The 18,020-nt window shown below is 56.9% G+C and carries 11 protein-coding genes and 1 pseudogene; 6 read left to right on the forward strand and 6 right to left on the reverse strand.

The window, feature by feature from the left end; genetic code table 11:
- Window positions 1–366: 366 nt before the first annotated feature.
- Window positions 367–771 carry a nuclear transport factor 2 family protein gene (locus tag K9B33_RS22310; protein WP_224551315.1) on the forward strand — a complete coding sequence of 135 codons (405 nt, stop codon included), beginning with the start codon at window positions 367–369 and terminating at the stop codon, window positions 769–771.
- A 136-nt stretch (window positions 772–907) separates the two neighbouring features.
- Here K9B33_RS22310 and K9B33_RS22315 read toward each other — a convergent pair whose 3' ends face one another.
- From K9B33_RS22315 to K9B33_RS22325, 3 genes and pseudogenes are all read right to left on the reverse strand, one after another.
- Window positions 908–1,825 carry a TIGR03620 family F420-dependent LLM class oxidoreductase gene (locus K9B33_RS22315; RefSeq protein WP_224551316.1) on the reverse strand — a complete coding sequence of 306 codons (918 nt, stop codon included), beginning with the start codon at window positions 1,823–1,825 and terminating at the stop codon, window positions 908–910.
- Between the two features lie 109 nt (window positions 1,826–1,934).
- Window positions 1,935–2,567 carry a TetR/AcrR family transcriptional regulator gene (locus tag K9B33_RS22320; protein ID WP_224551317.1) on the reverse strand — a complete coding sequence of 211 codons (633 nt, stop codon included), beginning with the start codon at window positions 2,565–2,567 and terminating at the stop codon, window positions 1,935–1,937.
- Window positions 2,568–3,180: 613 nt separating this feature from the next.
- Window positions 3,181–4,313 (reverse strand): annotated as a pseudogene (locus K9B33_RS22325) (IS110 family transposase).
- 337 nt (window positions 4,314–4,650) lie between these two features.
- Here K9B33_RS22325 and K9B33_RS22330 point away from each other — a divergent pair.
- The 4 genes from K9B33_RS22330 (at window position 4,651) to K9B33_RS22345 (ending at window position 11,085) form a co-directional block, all read left to right on the forward strand.
- Window positions 4,651–7,035, forward strand: a complete 2,385-nt coding sequence (locus tag K9B33_RS22330; protein WP_224551318.1) for a TonB-dependent receptor — start codon at window positions 4,651–4,653, stop codon at window positions 7,033–7,035.
- A 39-nt stretch (window positions 7,036–7,074) separates the two neighbouring features.
- Window positions 7,075–9,381, forward strand: coding sequence for an arylsulfatase (locus K9B33_RS22335; protein WP_224551319.1), 2,307 nt, complete (start codon window positions 7,075–7,077; stop codon window positions 9,379–9,381).
- 50 nt (window positions 9,382–9,431) lie between these two features.
- The gene (locus tag K9B33_RS22340; protein WP_224551320.1) at window positions 9,432–10,343 is read left to right on the forward strand and encodes a formylglycine-generating enzyme family protein; all 912 of its coding nucleotides are present in this window, start codon (window positions 9,432–9,434) and stop codon (window positions 10,341–10,343) included.
- A 124-nt stretch (window positions 10,344–10,467) separates the two neighbouring features.
- Window positions 10,468–11,085 (forward strand): TetR/AcrR family transcriptional regulator, encoded by a 618-nt coding sequence (locus tag K9B33_RS22345; RefSeq protein WP_224551321.1) that lies wholly within the window; start codon window positions 10,468–10,470, stop codon window positions 11,083–11,085.
- A 207-nt stretch (window positions 11,086–11,292) separates the two neighbouring features.
- On the opposite strand, the gene K9B33_RS22350 is transcribed toward K9B33_RS22345, so the two are convergent.
- The 3 genes from K9B33_RS22350 to K9B33_RS22360 are packed head-to-tail and all read right to left on the reverse strand — an operon-like array spanning window position 11,293 to window position 16,916.
- A complete protein-coding gene (locus tag K9B33_RS22350) occupies window positions 11,293–12,696 on the reverse strand; it encodes an efflux transporter outer membrane subunit (RefSeq protein ID WP_224551322.1) in 1,404 nt (467 codons plus the stop codon).
- Entirely contained in the window at window positions 12,689–15,802 is a 3,114-nt protein-coding gene (locus tag K9B33_RS22355; RefSeq protein WP_224551323.1) for an efflux RND transporter permease subunit, read from the reverse strand. Before K9B33_RS22355 ends, K9B33_RS22350 begins: the two co-directional genes overlap by 8 nt.
- 1 nt (window position 15,803) lies before the next feature.
- The gene (locus K9B33_RS22360) at window positions 15,804–16,916 is read right to left on the reverse strand and encodes an efflux RND transporter periplasmic adaptor subunit (RefSeq protein WP_411974050.1); all 1,113 of its coding nucleotides are present in this window, start codon (window positions 16,914–16,916) and stop codon (window positions 15,804–15,806) included.
- A 247-nt stretch (window positions 16,917–17,163) separates the two neighbouring features.
- Here K9B33_RS22360 and K9B33_RS22365 point away from each other — a divergent pair, with 247 nt between their 5' ends.
- Window positions 17,164–17,784 (forward strand): helix-turn-helix transcriptional regulator, encoded by a 621-nt coding sequence (locus K9B33_RS22365; RefSeq protein ID WP_224551324.1) that lies wholly within the window; start codon window positions 17,164–17,166, stop codon window positions 17,782–17,784.
- Window positions 17,785–18,020: the final 236 nt, after the last annotated feature.

Genomic DNA, 18,020 nt, shown 5'->3' on the forward strand with positions numbered 1-18,020 from the left:
TACATTGATGGACGAATCTATCACCCGCGCTGCCGGCGGTCTGAACGGCCAATTGTGCGATCCCACGCAAATGCATGGGCTCGCTCGCGAGGCCGGTCGACCTGCCTCGCAGCGCACCACATTATACAAGCCTGTCATTGCCCCCAGTCTGGAGGCCGCCGAATGACGTGCAGTTCAGGGGTGATCCGCCGAATCGCGGGCGATGGATATGATGTCCAAACTGGCTTCGATCGTTCGGGGGACGAGTCTGGACATATCACGCCTGGAAATGCCCATGACGCTCGCCGACAGCCCTGCGGGATGGACAGAATAAACCTGGAAGCAAGAACGGCGCAAACGTCGCCAATTAATGGAAGGATAAGAATAATGTCAGTCGAAGAGCAAAATCTGCAAATCGTAAAAGACGCATATGCCGCCAGCGCGCGCGGAGAACCGCAAGGGTTCACGGCAAGCTTTACGGATGAAACGGAAATCCACGAGGCCCCTTCCCTGCCCTATGGCGGCATTCACAAGGGCGTCCAAAGCTTCCCGAGCCTGATTGGAAAGGTGCTGGAGCATTATTCCAGTCTCAAATTCACCAAGCACAACATCATAGCCAGCGGCGACAACGTCATCTCCTGGGGCGTGCTTGATCTGGTCGGCAAGAAAACGGGAACGCCCGTCACCATACCTTTGGTCGAAATCTGGACGATCGTCGACGGAAAGACACAAAAGCTAGAAGTGGTATATGGCGACACCGCTGCGGCGCTGCGGGCTGCCGACCTCATATAATCGAGGCATAAGGTGCCGTTCGCTTGAACCCGCCGAGGTCCAGCAGGAGAGCTTGGACCGGCTGGGCGAGGTAGCGATGTATCAACTGGCTCGATTGATCGGACCATTGTTGTACCATCGCTATCCCCGCCTTACGTCATGAGGCTGTCGGCGCAAGCATTTCTATGATGCGCATATCGGTGTGGTTGTCCGGACCCACCGGTTTGAAGCAGACATGGTCCGCGCCGGCATCGAAATGCTCCTGGATACGCTTGCGCAGGGCGCTTTCGTCGCCCCATGCGATAATGGAATCCATCAGATGGTCAGAGCCGCCATTCGCGAAATCGGCATCGCTGAAACCCATCGCGCGCCAGGAATTAAGATAATTGTCGAGGCCAAGATAGAGTTCGAGTTCCGCTCTGGCGATGGCGCGTGCCTTCGCCGGGTCGGTTTCGAGGATCAGCTTCTGCTCGACGCATAACAGCTTTCCCGGCCCCAAAATCTCACGGGCCTGAGCCGTATGTTGCGGTGTCACATTGAACGTATGCGCGCCGTCCGCCTGATCACGGGAGAGTTCGAGCATTTTGCCCCTGAGCGCTGCCAGCACGATAGGCGTCTTTTCGGCTGGAGACGCGGCATAGTAGGGCGCTCCTGCGATGCCCTCAAGATAGCCACGCATCGCGGCCACAGGCTTGGTATAGTCATGACCGCGTATGCCCTCGACAACCTTGCGATGGGATACGCCCAGCCCCATGATGAATCGGCCCCCGGACAATTCGTTCAAAGCACTGCCGGCCGCTGCGGAGGCGACGGGATCGCGCGAGTAGATCGACGATATGCCGGTCGCGACGATCATATTCTGCGTATTAGCAAGCAGCAGCGCGGAGGCTATGAATGAGTCGCGCCCGAACCCATCCGGCATCCATATCGCGGAATAGCCAAGTGTTTCCGCACGCCGTACAAAGTTCACGATACGCGGTGCGGTAGCGCGCCCTAATCCTGCTGAATCGTCATTTTCAAAATGACCGATCGGACCATCGAGCGCTACCCATATACCTAATTTGCCAAGTTTCATTTCCTGCTCCCTTACCTTCGATGACTTGCCTAAATTCCATATGGCTCACCGCGATATGATCGCGATGCCGCCGCCGGGCGCCACATGAAACCCCTGTGCGCCTATTTAGCTATCGCAAACCCTCACGTTCAGGGTCATCAGATTTTGCAGACAACACCCCCCGAAGAGTGAACTTGAATGTCGCCGCAAGCAGGTGATAATCGCTGGCCGGGCGCATGCACATATGGATGGCCAGGCCGCGTGCCATGACCAACAAAGTTTCCGCGCGTTCATCGATTTCCTGCCTCGTAAGACCACGCAATAGGGGTTCGATAATGGTACGGAACGCACTACGTATCCTTTCATCGGCCCGCAACACGAGGTCGAGGAACTTAGGATTGCGTTCGGCTTCTGCAATGATTTCCAGCGTCAGCGCAGACCGGTCATGGCTGAACAGCGACATGATCTCACTTGAAAGCGCTTCGATGACTGCTAGCCTGTCAGACGCGACGTGCTGTCCAAAATGGCTCATTTGCAGCATGAAATCCTCGAAATCACGCTCGCAAAGCGCGATCATGATCGCTTCTTTCGTCTCGAAATATTGATAAATATGCCCGCCGCTCATCGACGCCTGCGCTGCAATCCGGCTCAGGCTTGCCGCAAAGCCGTCGACACGAACGCAAGCCCTCGCCGCATCCAGTATCTGTGTCTGACGCTGCACCCGGTTTTCCAAGCGGGTCGTCGGCTTATTTGCGTTTTTCATTTTCACCCTCTCTATCCGCTTAGCAAGCGCATAAGTGATTTCCCAGCCACTGCATGGTCATCTCGCAAACTAGAATGGTCAACCGTTCTTTGTTGACTTGCGTAGGGATCGACGGTACCAGAGGCCATCGTTTCTGCACATTGCGCGGAAGCTAAAAAAATTGTGCTACCCGGAGAGATCTGAACGTTGTGACAATCGAGCAGAACTCGACCGACGCGCATAAACGTCGGCTGTTTGACGCCTTGGCGAATGCATGGCGAGCCGCTTTGCCATTCCTGCGTCCGACATGGATCGGATGTCTGTGGCGACGGTGATCGGCGAATTGCTGCGCCACGAAAACCCTGCCGATCTTGTCCCCCTTCTGTAATGAGCCTTTGTTCGTCAAGTCCCTCTGAATGGTTATCTCGTCGCCAGGATCAAGCTTCTGTCCGTGGTCAGCACGAAGGCTGCCACACCATGCCATCAGATCCTCAAGCCGGCAGATCAATCTAGGAAGCGTGGTTTGCCGAAGCATTCACAGCACTACACACGATCTTGCCAAGCCCTCGTCCCAGCGACGGGACCTCCTTAGAAGCGTGCCGTACCAGGCGCGCCTCGATCAGCATTGCTTCCTTCAAGCGGCCATTGCGGTTGTGCCCCAGCGAAAGTCGGTGGCGTCCATCCACATGCGATGGAGCACGACGCCCAGTTTGCGTGCGAGAGCGACCTTGGCGCGTTTCATGCCCCGGCGCTTCGCCACCTCGAGCGCCCAGCGCTTCAGGCTGGAAAAGCACGTCGCGCATGTCAACATGATATGCGCCGCCTCAAACAGCGCGGTTCGCACAATCGCGTCGCCGACCTTGCTGACACCCCCATCCCGGTCGGTCTCGCCGGACTGATATTTCTTGGGGGTCAGCCCGAAGTAGGCGCCGACCGTACTCGATTTTCCGAAGCGTGCCGGATCGTCGACAGCCGATCGATATGTCAGGGCGACCAAAGCACCGACCCCGGGAGTGCTCATCAACCGATGACAAATCTTGTCAGCGCGCGATCTTCAGCATTTCCCAGTGGAGCCTGGTGAACTCCCCCTACAACGTCGTGCCGCCAGCATCGCGCCGATCACCGTCTCCAGAGTGGCGTGCCCGACGATCAGTTCCTCGATACGCGCTTCGAACCGACCGCGGCTGACCTCGCGACCTTCAGTCCATATCCGCGTAGTATCCCCCGGATGCTGAGTTCGACGTCAAGCAGCTTGCTCTGTAGAAGCTTGCGACCGACGAGTACAGCGCGGGTATCCTGCGATGCCACCGATTTTGCATGAACCGGCCGATACCAGCCCATCCGCAGCAATTGGGCAATCGCGCGGGCATCTTTTCGGTCGGTCTTCACGGTCATCGCCGAAAGGGCCGCCTTCACGTGTCGCGTCTCCAGCAAAACAACCTCCCGACCAGCGGCAACAAGCCCGGCATGCAACCAATGCGATAGCGGCCCCGCCTCCAGCCCGATCCGACACACCGGCAATTCCAGCTCGCCGAAATACCGCACCAGCGCCTCGAGCTCGCTGGCGACCTTGACCTCGCGGACAATCTTACCCTTCGCGTCCACGATGCACACACTGCTCTCTTTCAGAGAGACATCGATTCCGGCATATTACTCCATGGCTGTTCCTCTCATGATACTTGAGGCCGATCACTCGGACCCCGTTTCCAACACCATCATTCTGAGGAACAGCCACCAAACTTGGCTACTCTTGAAACGTCGGCCCATTACGGCATCTAGGCAATTGTCCCCACTTGCAAGAGCTTGTGTATCCAAATGCATGCAACGCTAACGGTTTTGCAAACCAAGCCTAGCATTCATCAGACCCACAACAAGCTATTCCGTGAATTTATCGTTATGAAGTCAGGGGTTTATGCGCAACCTGAGGTCCTTTGCATAGCGATTGAACGGTTTGCCTACCCTAGCATCCTTCAGCACAAGCCAGCAGTTATCACTAGACGCGGATTGCCCAGCTGGTTGTGAATTTAATGCATGCGCTTTAACAAGCACTGATCGTTACAGCGTGGATCCAAATAACCGCGAACGCGATGCCAGGGAGGATGCGATGAAACTGCGAAATAGTAAGTTGCTTTTTGCTACGGTCACAAGTTTTTGGGGGCTTTCGTGTTGGAATCCAGGCCTCGCTCAGACCACGAACGATGCTTCGCCACAGACGAGTGCGCGCAATCGAGATGGGGCCGACGGAGATATAATAGTTACCGCCAGAAAGCGAGAGGAAACGTCGCTGGAGGCGCCAGTCGTCTTAAGTGCGGTCGGAGCGCAAGAAATGGAGCGGCGAGGCATCAACGGCCTAGATGCCATCGCACGCGCAGTTCCCCAATTGCTGAGCGGTGAGGGCGGCGGCACCATCCAGGGCGGCATAATCGCTCTTCGTGGCATCAGCAGCCCCGAGACAAATCCATTCGCCGATCAGGCTGTGTCGTTTAATGTCGATGGCGTGCAAGTTGCGCGGGCAGCGGTTCGCCGCCTTGCAACGATGGATCTGGCGCAAGTCGAGGTCCTAAAAGGTCCTCAGGCCTTGTTTTTCGGGAAGAACAGTCCTGGCGGAATCATCTCGATGCGCAGCGCCGATCCCACGTCGAGCCTGAAAGGCAAGTTGAGCCTTGGTTATGAAGCGAACGCTCAAGAATGGCGTGGGGAAGGCTTTATAGCAGGCCCGCTGACAGACACTTTGGGCGTTCGTGTGGCCGGCTACTATTCAACCATGCGCGGATGGGTCGAGAATACCGTTCCAGATGGCGCATTTTTGAAGCCAGACCGCGGCTATGGCCCTTACAACAGGGAATATGCCGGACGGATAACCTTTAAGTGGGAACCAAGCGACCGCTTCAACGCACGTTTTAAGCTGAGCCACAACAAATCCCGCGGTGATGACGCTGCGGCGAATGTGCAATATGTCGATTGCCCTCGCGGATCACCGTTTGGCGGCGGTATCGACGACTGTAAACCGAATGACAAAGTCTCGGTAGGCGAACTCGGCCCCAACTTTGGCTTGGTCGAGCCCGAATTCGGCGATGGTTCCACCCGAAGCAGATCAATGCAGACGCTTGCGTCGCTCGAGCTGAACTATGACTTGACTGACGAAATATCTCTCGCCTCGGTCAGTGGGTACTATAAAAACAGCTTCTGGAATCGCAGCAACTACACGTCCAGCTACATTCCTGCCGGCCCTCCCCCCGTACTTGCCAGCGTCAACCGCTATCGCGTACGCGATCTTTCACAGGAGATTAGATTATCCAGTTCGTTTGACGGGCCTCTAAATTTCCTGACTGGCCTTCACTATAGTGAAGGCTATGCCGAAACCGGATCGGTAGCTTACAGAAACGCGCTAGCTCCCGCTTACAATAATAAGTTCTTCCTTCGTCAAGAAGGTCAGGCATGGTCGGTTTTCGGACAAGGGATGTGGGACATCACCCCCGAGTTCAGCCTCTCGGCGGGCGGGCGATATTCGCATGAGGAAAAGGAGCTTGTAGACGTCAGGCAAGGACAGCCGCAGCCGTTACCGATCGCAACGGCCGTGACCAAGAGGAAATTCAATAACTTTTCTCCCGAAGTTACTTTATCCTACATGCCTACCCGCGACCTCAATGTTTTTGCGTCGTATAAACGGGGCTTCCTCTCGGGCGGCTTCAATTCCGGGGCAGGCAGCTTCCGTGACGATCAGAGCTATGCAGAAGAGCGGATCAAAGGATTCGAAGCAGGCCTCAAGGCGTCCCTCCTCGACGGTGCATTGCGTACAAACTTTGCTCTTTACCGTTACGAGGTTCAAGGCCTTCAGGTGACGATCGGCGTTCTATCTCCAATCAACAACATAACTTTCCAAACAGTCCGCAACGCGGCAAGCGTTACGACCAAGGGCGCTGAATTCGACTTTAACTATCGCGCTCCCGTTGAGGGGCTGACTATTCGCGGTGCGCTGGCGTACAACGATGCCAAAATCGGAGATTATCTGTCACCATGTTTTGTGGGGCAGACCCCTGGTCAGGGCTGCACCTTCAATCCCAACCCAGCAGGCATCCCCCAATCTCAGCAACTCGGCGGCCAGACCCTCTTCCGCGCACCGAAGTGGAGCGGTTCAACCGGGTTCGATTATGAGGTTCCGCTTGGGGGAGGCCTCAAGATCGCCCTGTCCGGCGACATGACCTTTACATCGAAATACTTTACCTCCTCGGACAATGCTCCTCGGAGCACTCAGGGAAGTTACCAGCTATACGACGCGAGCCTCAGGCTTTCGGATGAGAGCGACAAGTGGGAGATCGCGCTTCTTGGCAGGAACCTGTCCGATGAATATTATTTCGTGAGAAGCAGCACGAATATCTTCACGGGCGGAGGCACAGGTACCGCGGGAGGGTTCATCGGCGATACTGTTGCCTCGGTCAGCCGCGGTCGCGAAATTATGGCTCGAGTGACGTTCCGCTTCGGCGGCTGATGCTCAGCCCAGACAACATATTCAAAGAGGAAGTCATATATGTCCACCCTGCCACGCAGCAGCGCTCTCTCAATGGCCATTGCACTGTCCTGGCTGTCAATGCCTGGGGCAGCCACCGCTCAATTGTCCAATGAGCATCAGGTATCTGGCTCGGATATTGGCCTTACCGACGCAGAGTCGGTGAGGCGCTATGATGAAGAACCAGCGCCCGCTGCGGGCAGCCCGAACGTGGTCTATATCGTGCTGGACGACACAGGCTTTTCGGACATTGGATCTTTCGGATCTGAAATCAAAACGCCCGCAATAGATGCGCTGGCCGAACGGGGATTGCGCTACAACAATTTCAACACCAGAGCGATCTGCTCACCCACCAGAGCCGCGCTGTTGACGGGTCGTAATTCCCACACCGTGGGCGTTGCGAACGTCACCAATATGCTGAGCGGCTTTCCTCATGGGCAAGGGCGGATCAGCCATCAGGCGGCGACTGTTGCCGAGATGCTGCAATCGAGTGGGTATCGCACCTTCGCTGTGGGCAAATGGCACCTGGCGCCGCTGTCGCAGACCTCCAGCCGCGAACATTGGCCGGTTCAGCGCGGTTTCAATCAGTTCTACGGCTTCCTTGATGGAATGACAGATCAATATTACCCGGATATCGTTATTGACAATACACCGACGGATATCGAGCATAAGAGCAATTATCATGTGTCCGAAGACATCGTAGACAAGGCGATAGGCTATGTAGCAGCCACGACATCGGCTTCGCCCGACCGGCCATTCTTCCTGTATGTTGCATTCGGCGCGACCCATTCTCCACATCAGGTTCCGGCTTCGTATATCGAAAAATATAGGAATGTTTACACAAAAGGCTGGGATGCTATCCGCGCGGAACGATTTTCCCGGCAGAAAGAACTGGGTATTATCCCGAAAGATGCGAAACTTGCTCCACGCAATCCCGGTGTAAAGCCATGGTCCGAACTTACCCCGGTCGAAAAGGACGTAAACGCACGGTTTCAAGCGACATATGCCGCGTTTATGGAACATACTGACGAGCAGGTCGGTCGGCTGGTCGATTTCCTCAAAAAGTCGGGGCAGTTTGACAATACGGTGATCGTCTTGTTGTCGGACAATGGTGGAAGCATCGAGGGGCACGATAGCGGAACGCTCAACGAAGCGGCCAGCCTCAATCGAGTTCCGGAATCGGCCGACGGCATGATCGGACGCATAAACGAGTTCGGGTCCAAGACCACCTACATGAATTATCCGAGCGGCTGGGCGCAGGTCAGCAATACGCCATTCCAGTTTTACAAGACGACCGTGTGGGATGGCGGCACGAGAACACCTTTGATCATTTCCTACCCCAAGATGATAAAGGGCGGGGAAGTGCGCAAGCAGTTCGTCGATGTGATCGATGTCACCCCCACAATTCTCGATATCGCCAAGATCACGGCGCCGACAGAGTATCGGGGGATACCGCAAATGCCTGTCGCTGGGGCGAGCTTCAAGGCATCTCTAACCGATCCATCGGTCGGAGCGTCGCGCCACACACAATATTTTGAATTGTTGGGCCAGCGAGCAATTTGGCATGACGGATGGAAGGCCGTATCGGAGCATGTGCCAGGTCAGGATTTCTCCTCGGACAAGTGGCACCTGTACAATTTGAACGTAGACTTTACGGCCGTGGACGACCTTGCCTCACGTTATCCCACAAAGCTTCAAGACCTGAAGGACAGATGGTGGAGCGAAGCCGGAAAATATGGTGTGCTCCCGCTCGTGAACGCGTCCCTTCTAGGGTCTTTCTCAACGAAGGCCGCATCCATACCTGCCTACAAAACACGGCGCGAAACGCGGCCTGAATATGTATATTATGCCGGGCAAGCACAGTTGATACGTGCTGACGGTCCGCAAATCGGTTCCGGCTCGTTCAAAATTGCGGCCTTGGTGGCTCCGACAACCGGCAAGGAGTCCGGAGTATTGATAGCGGATGGCGATGCATTTGGCGGCTACACCTTGTATATCAAGGAAGGTCGTCTCACATTCGAGCAGAGCGATCTGGGTGTGACGCGCACAAAGGTTGTGGCAAATACCGTTTTGGGATCTGGCGTAAAAAAGCTCGAAGTGCGCTTCAAGCGGACGGACGCGAATGGTGGGGTAGCCTCGCTCTATTATGATGATGTAAATGTCGGGAACGGCACGATCGCAAAACGGACTACCAATCTCCCGTCAGTCTCCGGGTTCGGGATCGGTAAGGATGTCAGCGGACCTGTCAGCAACGCATATCCCGAAGACAACGGCTTTCCGCTGTCAGGGGGTGCGCTCGACCGGGTGGTCGTCAGCATCGAACCTTGATCAGTCGAGCGGGAGTGCCCACAAGCGGACAAAATGAAAGCGAAAGCTATATGCTAAGGTTGGAAGGCGGCGTCTTCTGGATGGGTTCTGATGAACATTATCCCGAGGAGGCGCCGTGCCATAGAGTGGAGGTCGATGGATTCTGGATCGACGAGACACCAGTCACCAATCGGCAGTTCATGCAGTTTGTTGAAGCGACAGGGCATGTGACGCTCGCCGAAACTCCGCCCAGCGCAGAACTCTATCCGCATGCCGATCCCGCGCTTTTGCAGCCGGGATCGTCACTGTTCATCAAGCCCGAGCGGCATATTGGCGCGCTTGACTCATTCCAATGGTGGTCGTTTTCGTTAGGGACAAGTTGGCGCAATCCACAGGGGCCGAACAGCAGCTTTACCAAGTTGCTTGAGCATCCGGTTGTCCATATCGCCTATGCAGATGCCGAGGCTTATGCAGCATGGGCGGGAAAGCGGTTGCCAACCGAAGCCGAGTGGGAATTCGCGGCGCGCGGTGGCCTCGATCGCGCCGCCTTCGCTTGGGGCGATGAACTGGCTCCCCAAGGTCGAATGTTGGCCAATTTCTGGCAGGGAAATTTCCCTGGTGAAAATACCCTGGTCGATGGGTACGAACGCACCTCTCCAGTCGGCACCTATCCCGCGAACGGATACGGTCTTTATGATATGATCGGCAACGTATGGGAATGGACCAGCGACTGGTACTCTGATCGCACATCTATAGATAATAGTTCGTCGGCTTGCTGCATCTTACGCAATCCGCGAGGTGGCTTTGAAAGCGGCTCTTACGACAGCAATGATCCGGGAACAGCATTTCCACGCAAAGTCTTAAAAGGCGGCTCGCATCTGTGTGCAGAAAACTACTGCCGACGATACCGGCCTGCGGCTAGGCATCCGCAGACAATCGATACTTCCACGTCACACATTGGATTTCGCTGCGTGAAATCTTGAGAACTAGCACGCCCTGACGAACATGCCGGTCGATAGCCTGCTCGGTAAAATGAGGCTACTTTAGCCGGCATTCGGTCCTTAGGATCTGCAATGCTATAATGATCGGAGTGCTATTGAAGTGGACATGTCAAAGTCTAGACATGCTTTGGTTATCTCAGCAGAGCGTCATTTCGGGGCCGTAGGAATATCGGGCGCTTCGCTTCGAACGATTAGTGAGAATGCAGGTTATAAAAATGTTTATGCGGCTCAATATCATTTCAAAGATAAAGATGGTCTAATTAAAGCGATTTTTCAGATGCGGCGGCCGGAATTTGATGTACAGCGTGAGGAGTATTTTCGGCAGAAAGGTATAGACGTCGGATGTGCCTCATTGAAGCAATTAATTGAGTCGATTTATTTTCCGATATTTTATCAGAAAGACGATAATAATATTCGTACTTATGCGCGGTTTGTGCAATTTTTAGTAAGATATGAAAAATTTGAAACTATCTTTCCGTCAGTTGCAGATACAGCACCTGTGACCGAAATTATTATGAATGCTCTACGCAATCATGCGCCCATCATGAACGATGAATTATGGTTTACCCGCAGACGAATATTAGCTCGGTTTGCATTAGATGCGATTGCGGACTTTGACCGAAAAAGCATAAAGACAAAATTAAACGATGTAGAGTATTTCGATGAAATATTACGATTGCTTGTTCAATCATTTAAATGCGAAGCTATTCAATATATTTCGTGAATAGAATACGAATTTTTTAGTGCCTGATTCATAATTATTCAGTGTACTCCGCGGTCTTCCTGCCATTCCCGCCACGCTTATGTTGATCCTTGGTATTTTCGCAAAACCCATGAAGGAGCGATAGGCATCGCCGTCGAGCTAAACTACTTATACCACTCATCTTAATTTGGATCAGACACTCATCCGCACCTGCTCCGTTTCTAATTTCTACCATCCACCACCCAGCGCCTTGAACAGGTCCACCCGGGCGGATGCTGCCCGCTGTAAGGAAGCGGTATAGGCGCTGCGGACCGAAAGCACATCAGCCTGGGCCAGGAGCACGTCGAGATAGCCGATGGATCCTGCACGATAGCGAAGATCTGCGAACCTATACGCCTCGCTGGCGCGCATCTGCGCCTCACCCAGTGACGCAAGCCGATCCTGCTCGGTGGCCACCATTGTCAAAGCTTGCTCGACCTCCTTGAGAGCATTGAGCACGCGCCCGTCGAACGCCGCCAACGAAGCGTCACCCTGCGCTTGCGCCTGACGGATACGCGCACGCGCGACTGCGACGTTGGGAAAGCTCCAGGAGATGAGTGGTCCCAATGAGAAGGACAAGGAGTCTCCGCCCCGCACCATATCGTTGCGGAAGAAATTGCCAGACCCGCCAAGACTGACCTTAGGGTACAGGTCCGCCATCGCCACGCCAATTCGCGCCGTATCGGCCGCGAGTTGGCGTTCCGCCTGACGCAGATCCGGGCGGCGACGGAGTAGCGCAGCACCATCCCCGACCGGCAGGCTGGCCGCAGGTTCAGGAGCCTGCGCACAGGACCGCGCGGCCTCGGGGATATCGCCAGGTGTCGTGCCGATCAGGGCAGCCAGTTCAAACAGCGCGACCTGGCGCTGCCCTTCAAAGGCCGGTATCGCCGCCCGCGCCGTCGCCCCTGCCGCTGCCGCCCGTTCCACATCGAGCTTGCCAATCGATCCGGCCTGTTCCTGCGCGGTAACGAGTTGCAAATTGTAGCTGCTCGTCCTCGCGGATTGCCGCGCAACATCGGTCGCATTGGCATAGGCACATGCATTGACATAGGCACGCGTCGTTTCGGCGACGACCGTGACCCGCACCGCGTCGCGCGCCGCTTCGACCGCTTCCGTATCCGCCTGCGCGGCCGCGATGGCGCGGCTGACCCGGCCGAACATATCGACCTCCCACGCGACGGACAGTCCACCCGATTGGGACCACTGCGCGTCGCCCTGATTGCCCGCTATGCCCGTTTGTCCCGCCGACTGGACGCCATCGCCATAAGCAACGCCGCCGTTGAGGTTGGTGGACGGTAACCGCGCGGTTCGTGCTTCGCCCAGCACCGCCCGCGCACGCGCCAGGTTCGCAGCAGCGACGCGCAGATCGGTATTGGCGACAAGCGCCCTCTCGACCAAAGCGTCCAGTGCGGGATCGTGGTAAAGGTGCCACCAGTTGTCGGGCAGTTGCGCCATCGGATCAAAACCCGGCCCCTTCGTCGCGAACGGCTCTGCCGCAGTTGGAACGGTTTTTGGCCGTTCATAATCTGGCCCGACGGCGCAGGCAGAAGCAAGCAGTGGGGCGATGAGGCACAACAGCTTGAAATTACGCATGAGCCAGGCCTCCTTCGGCTGAGGGCTGGTTGGTGGGTGACGACGGACTGTCCGGCCCGGTTCCTGACCCATTTTCGGGTTTAGGGCGATGGTCGGCGGAGAGCAATGTGTAGACGGTCGGCAGCACAAACAGCGTGAACAAAGTGCCGACCAGCATGCCCATCACCACGACGATGCCGATCGCAAAGCGGCTGTTCGCGCCTGCCCCGGACGCGAACAACAGCGGCACGAGGCCCGCGACCATGGCGGCGGTCGTCATGAGGATGGGCCGCATACGCACGGCGGCGGCATGGCGGATCGCCTCTGCCCGGCTCCAGCCCTCCTGGTGCTGCATCTCGTTGGCGAACGACACCATGAGGATGCCATGCTTCGAAATAAGGCCGATGAGCGTGACGAGGCCGATTTGCGTATAAATATTGAGCGTAGCGAAACCCAGATAGAGCGGTATCAGAGCACCACAGACCGCAAGCGGCACCGTGACGAGGATCACAAGAGGATCGCGGAAGCTTTCAAACTGTGCCGCGAGCACCAGGAAGATCACGATCATCGCGAAAGAGAAGGATATGGTGAGTTGGTTGCCTTCTTGCACATATTGTCGACTGTTCGACAGCCAGTCGACTCTGGTCCCCGGCGGCAGGGGCTGGCTTTTGAGGAAATCGACCGCCTGGCCCATCGTCACGCCTGGCAGCAGCACTGCCGAGAGCGTGGCTGAGTTCATCTGGTTGAACTGCGGCAACCGATTGGGCTGTGGCCGGATTTCGATTTTGGCCACTGTAGACAGCGGGACCAGCTTGCCGGAAGCGGCCTTCACATAGAATTCGCCAAGATTATCCGGCGTAACGCGCTTGCCTTGCGGCACCTGCGCGATGACGTCGTAGGAGCGGTCGTGCCAGTTGAAGCGGTTGACATAATTTTCGCCGACGAGCACCGCCAATGTATCGGATATTTCAGCCATGGTCACCCCCATCGCGCCGGCCTTGGCCTGATCAATGCTGATATGTGCTTCTGGACTGTCGAAAGCGATGTCGGCATCGACGAAAGCGAACAGGCCGCTGCCCCATGCTGCGCCTTTTATTCCTTCGATGCTTTCATAGATTTCGGGGAAATCGTCGGCTGAACGGATGACCATCTGGACCGGCAGGCCACCACTTCCAGCGGGTAGCGGGCTATCCTGGAAGGCAGTCGCATAGACGCCGGTAATGGTGCCGGTGCGGCTTGCCAGCTCCGCCTGAATCTCGTCACCATTGCGGCTGCGGTCCGCCCAGTCCTTCATCACGATACCGCCAAATCCGCCATTGGCATTATTATCGCCGCCAATGTCGAAGAAGCTGGCGCCATATTCCGGGAATTGACGAAAGATCTTATCGACTTCGGCGCTGAATCGGGCTGTATAGCTGGCGTTGGCATATTGCGGTGCCTTGGTCTGGACGAAAACATATCCCATGTCCTCCTGGGGCGCCAACTCGCTCTTGGAACCGACAAACAGCACGCCGATCATCGCAAGGACCGTGATCCCTACGATCAGCACTGCCGTGCGCGCCGCCAAGGTCCGGTCAAGAAGCCGGACATAGGCTTTGGTGGTGCGGAGCATGGTATGTTCGACCACCTGGGCAAGTTTCCCCTCACCCATTTTCGATTTAAGCAGAATAGCGCTCATCATCGGTGACAAGGTGAGTGCGATCACACCCGACACGATCACCGACCCCGCGAGCGTGAATGCAAATTCACGGAACAAAGCCCCGGTCAGACCTCCCATCAGACCGATCGGGGCATAAACGGCGGCGAGCGTGATGGTCATGGCTACCACCGGGCCGACGATTTCGCGTGCACCGATCAGCGCTGCGTCCAGCGGTGACAGGCCATCTTCGATATGGCGGTGGATATTCTCCACTACGACAATGGCGTCGTCGACCACGAGACCAATCGCCAGCACCATGGCTAGCAGCGTGAGCAGGTTGAGCGAAAAGCCGAATACCAACATCAACGCCGCCGTGCCGAGCAGCGACAAGGGGATCGTCACGACGGGAATGATCACGGCCCTGAAACTGCCCAGGAACAGGAAAATCACGGAGATCACGATCACGATCGCCTCGATCAGTGTATGCACGACCTGATCGATCGAGGCATCGACGAACTGTGCGGCGTCGAACACGCTCGAAACGTTGAGGCTCGGCGGGGCGACGCGCTGGAGGTCGGGGATGAGCGCCTTGACCGCGCGCACGATCTCGAGCGGATTGCCGTCCGGCGTGGGCGAGATAGCGATCGTAACGCCCGGGTGGCCCGATGCGAGCGAGCTGCCGTCATAGTTTTGGCCGCCCAACTCGACGGTCGCGACGTCACCGATCCGCACGACACTATCCCGGCCCGTCTTGAGCACCATCTGGCGGAAGGCATCGACGTTACGCAGATCTGTGCCTGCGGTAATGTTGATCGCGGTGCTTTCGCCCTTGAGCTGACCCGGAGCCGCCTGGACGTTGTTCGCCCGCAGCGCTTTGGCCAGGTCGCTTGCCGTCAGCCCGCGCGCGGCGAGTTTCACCGGATCCACCCAGATACGCATCGCCAGCGGAGCGCCGCCGGTGATCTGGGCGGAGGCGACACCCGGAACGGAGGTAATGAGAGGCTGGGCGACCCGCGTGGCGAAATCGGTCATCTGAGATGGTGTAAGCGTGTCACTGGCGAAGGCGACGTATTGGATGGCTGATGCGCCATCGGTGATTTTCGAGATCACCGGATCGGTGACTCCGGCGGGCAGCCGGTACTTTACCTGCTGGACCTTCGCGAGGACCTCCGTCATAGAACGGTCGGCATTCGCGTTAAGGATCAGCTTGGCCTTAATCTGGCTCCTGCCCTGGCTGGACGTGGAAGCGAGATATTCGATGCCGTTTGCGGTAGCAATCGCTTGCGAAATCGGTGTGGTGACAAAGCCGTGCATCACGTCTTGCGAGGCACCGGGAAATGCCGTGTCGACGGTAATCGTAGCGCTTTCCATGCCAGGATACTGGCGGATCGGCAGGCTGAACGTCGCACTGATGCCGGCGAGCAGAATCATCAGGCTGACGACAATGGACAGGATCGGCCGGCGTATGAAGATGTCGGTGAAAGCCATGTCAGCGGCCTTCTGTCCGAACGATGCGCGCGACCTTGACCTCGGCACCAGGTTGTACACGCAATTGCCCTTCCGACACGACCACGTCGCCGGGGTTGAGGCCCTTGTCGATCACGACATCGTTGCCGATTCGGCGGCCGGTCTGAACCGGCACGATCTCCGCCTTGCCGCCGGTTAGGGCGGTCTTGCCGCGCACGACGATCACGCTGTCGCCCTGCGCCGATGTCTGGATGGCCGTTATCGGCACGACCAGCGCGCCTTGCAGGGCTGGAAGCGCCAGTCCAGCTGTCACATACATGCCAGGGCGCAGCGCATGATCGCCATTCGGCAGAAGTGCCTGCACGGTGACATTGCGGGTATCCTCGCCAATCTTTGGCTCCACGACGTTGACGCGCGCTGTAAAAATGCGGTCGGGGAAAGCGTCGCTAGTCACGGACACCGTCGATCCACGCTTCAGTCGCGCTAATTCCTGCTGGGGAAGAGCGAACTCGACATAGAGCGAATCTAGCGCCGTCAGCGTCGCGACGGGATCACCCGGATTGATGAACTGCCCCAGATTGACGCGGCGGATGCCGATCTCGCCCGAGAAGGGCGCGCGCACCTGCTTCTGGATCAGGCGGGCATCTATTTGCCGCACGGCAGCTGTGGCCTGGTCGCGTTCGGCGCGCCGCTGTTGCAGCAATTCGCGCGGCTCCGCCCCTGTCGGGGCAAGTTGTTCCGATCGGGCGACCTGTATGCCACTAAACGCCGCCTTGGCCGTTGCGGCCTCCCGGTCGGCGCGCTCTGGACCATCGAACAGCTGGACGAGGAGCGCCCCGGCCCGCACGCTGGAGCCAGCGGCGAAATGGATGTCCGATACACGGCCCGCAACCTCGCTGGAAAGCGTCACTTCACGAACCGCAGTGAGCGTACCAACCGCGTTCAGCGACGAGGGTACGTCGCGTGGTGCGACCATGACAGCAGCAACCGGGACGGCTTGTTGCTGCCAGCCTTCGCCCTGGCCGTTTTTTATCATGCGCCAAAGAAACAGCGCGCTCAATATCACCGCCAGAACGACAACCGTAAGGGCAATTGTCCGCGCTTGCGAGCGCGAGGCAGAAAGCGGAGGAAGCATGTCGTGTAGGGACACAGTCATGCGCCTGCTCCATCGACAAAAGCGCTGGCAACGGGTTGCAATATCGCGGAGGAGTTCAGGTGCATGGTCACGCTTCCCTTTTGGCATTTTTAGGCCGCACTTGCGTATGCGGGTCAGTTTTGTTATTTTCCAAGCTATGGCTTTGAAAACGAAACCGTCTGATATGTCAAGCTCCGAGTTGGAATATTCCGGTTGGTCCACGCGTACGCCTGGCGATCGCGTACTGATGGCGCTGAAATTGCACGGTCGCCTTTCTTCTGCGGCGCTTGGCAAAAAGCTCGGCATCACTGGCGAAGCAGCGCGTCAGCAGCTTATGCGTCTGGCCGAACAGAATCTCGTCGTTGCGACAAGCGAGGCCAAAGGAGTTGGTCGACCGCAACAATATTGGGAGTTGACCGCGGCGTCTCATTCGCGGTTTCCTGACACCTGTGCGAGCCTGACGGAGCAGCTGCTCGATATCATCCGCACGCATATGGGCGAGTCCGCGCTCGACACGATCATCAATGTTCGCGAGAGTGAGACACAGCGTCGCTATCTCAAGGAGATGGAAGGCAAGAGCCTGCTTGCCGAACGGGTAGCCGCGTTGGCCGTATTGCGCTCGAAAGAAGGCTATATGGCTGATTGGTGTGAGGAGGACGGGTCATTCTTGTTGATCGAGAACCATTGCCCGATCAGTCCAGTTGCAGCGGCGTGCGGTCGTTTCTGCAGCGCCGAGCTGGAAATGTTCGGAACCGCACTAGGTTCCTCCGTCTCGATCCATCGCGCAGAACATATCATCCAAGGTGGTCGCAGATGCACTTACGTTATTCGCGAGCTTGATCTTTCTGTTGAGCATGGGTCTGGATGACGTCGACGCCGGACACCATCGCAGATTATACGATCGCGCACGCAAAGCGACTTACGCAGGTATTTCCAAACTGGACCTGTTCACGGGTTGTGCGAGCACCTAGCCTGGATTATTCATGGCGCTGTGTCCGAGGGGTTGGCGGGAGTGGCGTAAGGCATTGCTTTGCTGTAGGAAATTGGGTGTCTAGACCAACCTGCAGCGAGGCAGAAAATGCCACAGGCCACACCCGCCAGATG

This window comes from Sphingobium sp. 3R8, assembly GCF_020166615.1.
Classification (GTDB): Bacteria; Pseudomonadota; Alphaproteobacteria; order Sphingomonadales; family Sphingomonadaceae; genus Sphingobium; species Sphingobium bisphenolicum.

Excerpts from the sequence above, each read along its gene's own strand:
- K9B33_RS22360 (WP_411974050.1), bottom strand. The coding sequence starts at position 16,916 with ATGCTTCCTCCGCTTTCTGCCTCGCGCTCGCAAGCGCGGACAATTGCC.
- K9B33_RS22310 (WP_224551315.1), top strand. The coding sequence starts at position 367 with ATGTCAGTCGAAGAGCAAAATCTGCAAATCGTAAAAGACGCATATGCC.
- K9B33_RS22315 (WP_224551316.1), bottom strand. The coding sequence starts at position 1,825 with ATGAAACTTGGCAAATTAGGTATATGGGTAGCGCTCGATGGTCCGATC.
- K9B33_RS22345 (WP_224551321.1), top strand. The coding sequence starts at position 10,468 with ATGTCAAAGTCTAGACATGCTTTGGTTATCTCAGCAGAGCGTCATTTC.
- K9B33_RS22365 (WP_224551324.1), top strand. The coding sequence starts at position 17,164 with ATGGCGCTGAAATTGCACGGTCGCCTTTCTTCTGCGGCGCTTGGCAAA.
- K9B33_RS22330 (WP_224551318.1), top strand. The coding sequence starts at position 4,651 with ATGAAACTGCGAAATAGTAAGTTGCTTTTTGCTACGGTCACAAGTTTT.
- K9B33_RS22350 (WP_224551322.1), bottom strand. The coding sequence starts at position 12,696 with ATGCGTAATTTCAAGCTGTTGTGCCTCATCGCCCCACTGCTTGCTTCT.
- K9B33_RS22335 (WP_224551319.1), top strand. The coding sequence starts at position 7,075 with ATGTCCACCCTGCCACGCAGCAGCGCTCTCTCAATGGCCATTGCACTG.
- K9B33_RS22320 (WP_224551317.1), bottom strand. The coding sequence starts at position 2,567 with ATGAAAAACGCAAATAAGCCGACGACCCGCTTGGAAAACCGGGTGCAG.
- K9B33_RS22355 (WP_224551323.1), bottom strand. The coding sequence starts at position 15,802 with ATGGCTTTCACCGACATCTTCATACGCCGGCCGATCCTGTCCATTGTC.
- K9B33_RS22340 (WP_224551320.1), top strand. The coding sequence starts at position 9,432 with ATGCTAAGGTTGGAAGGCGGCGTCTTCTGGATGGGTTCTGATGAACAT.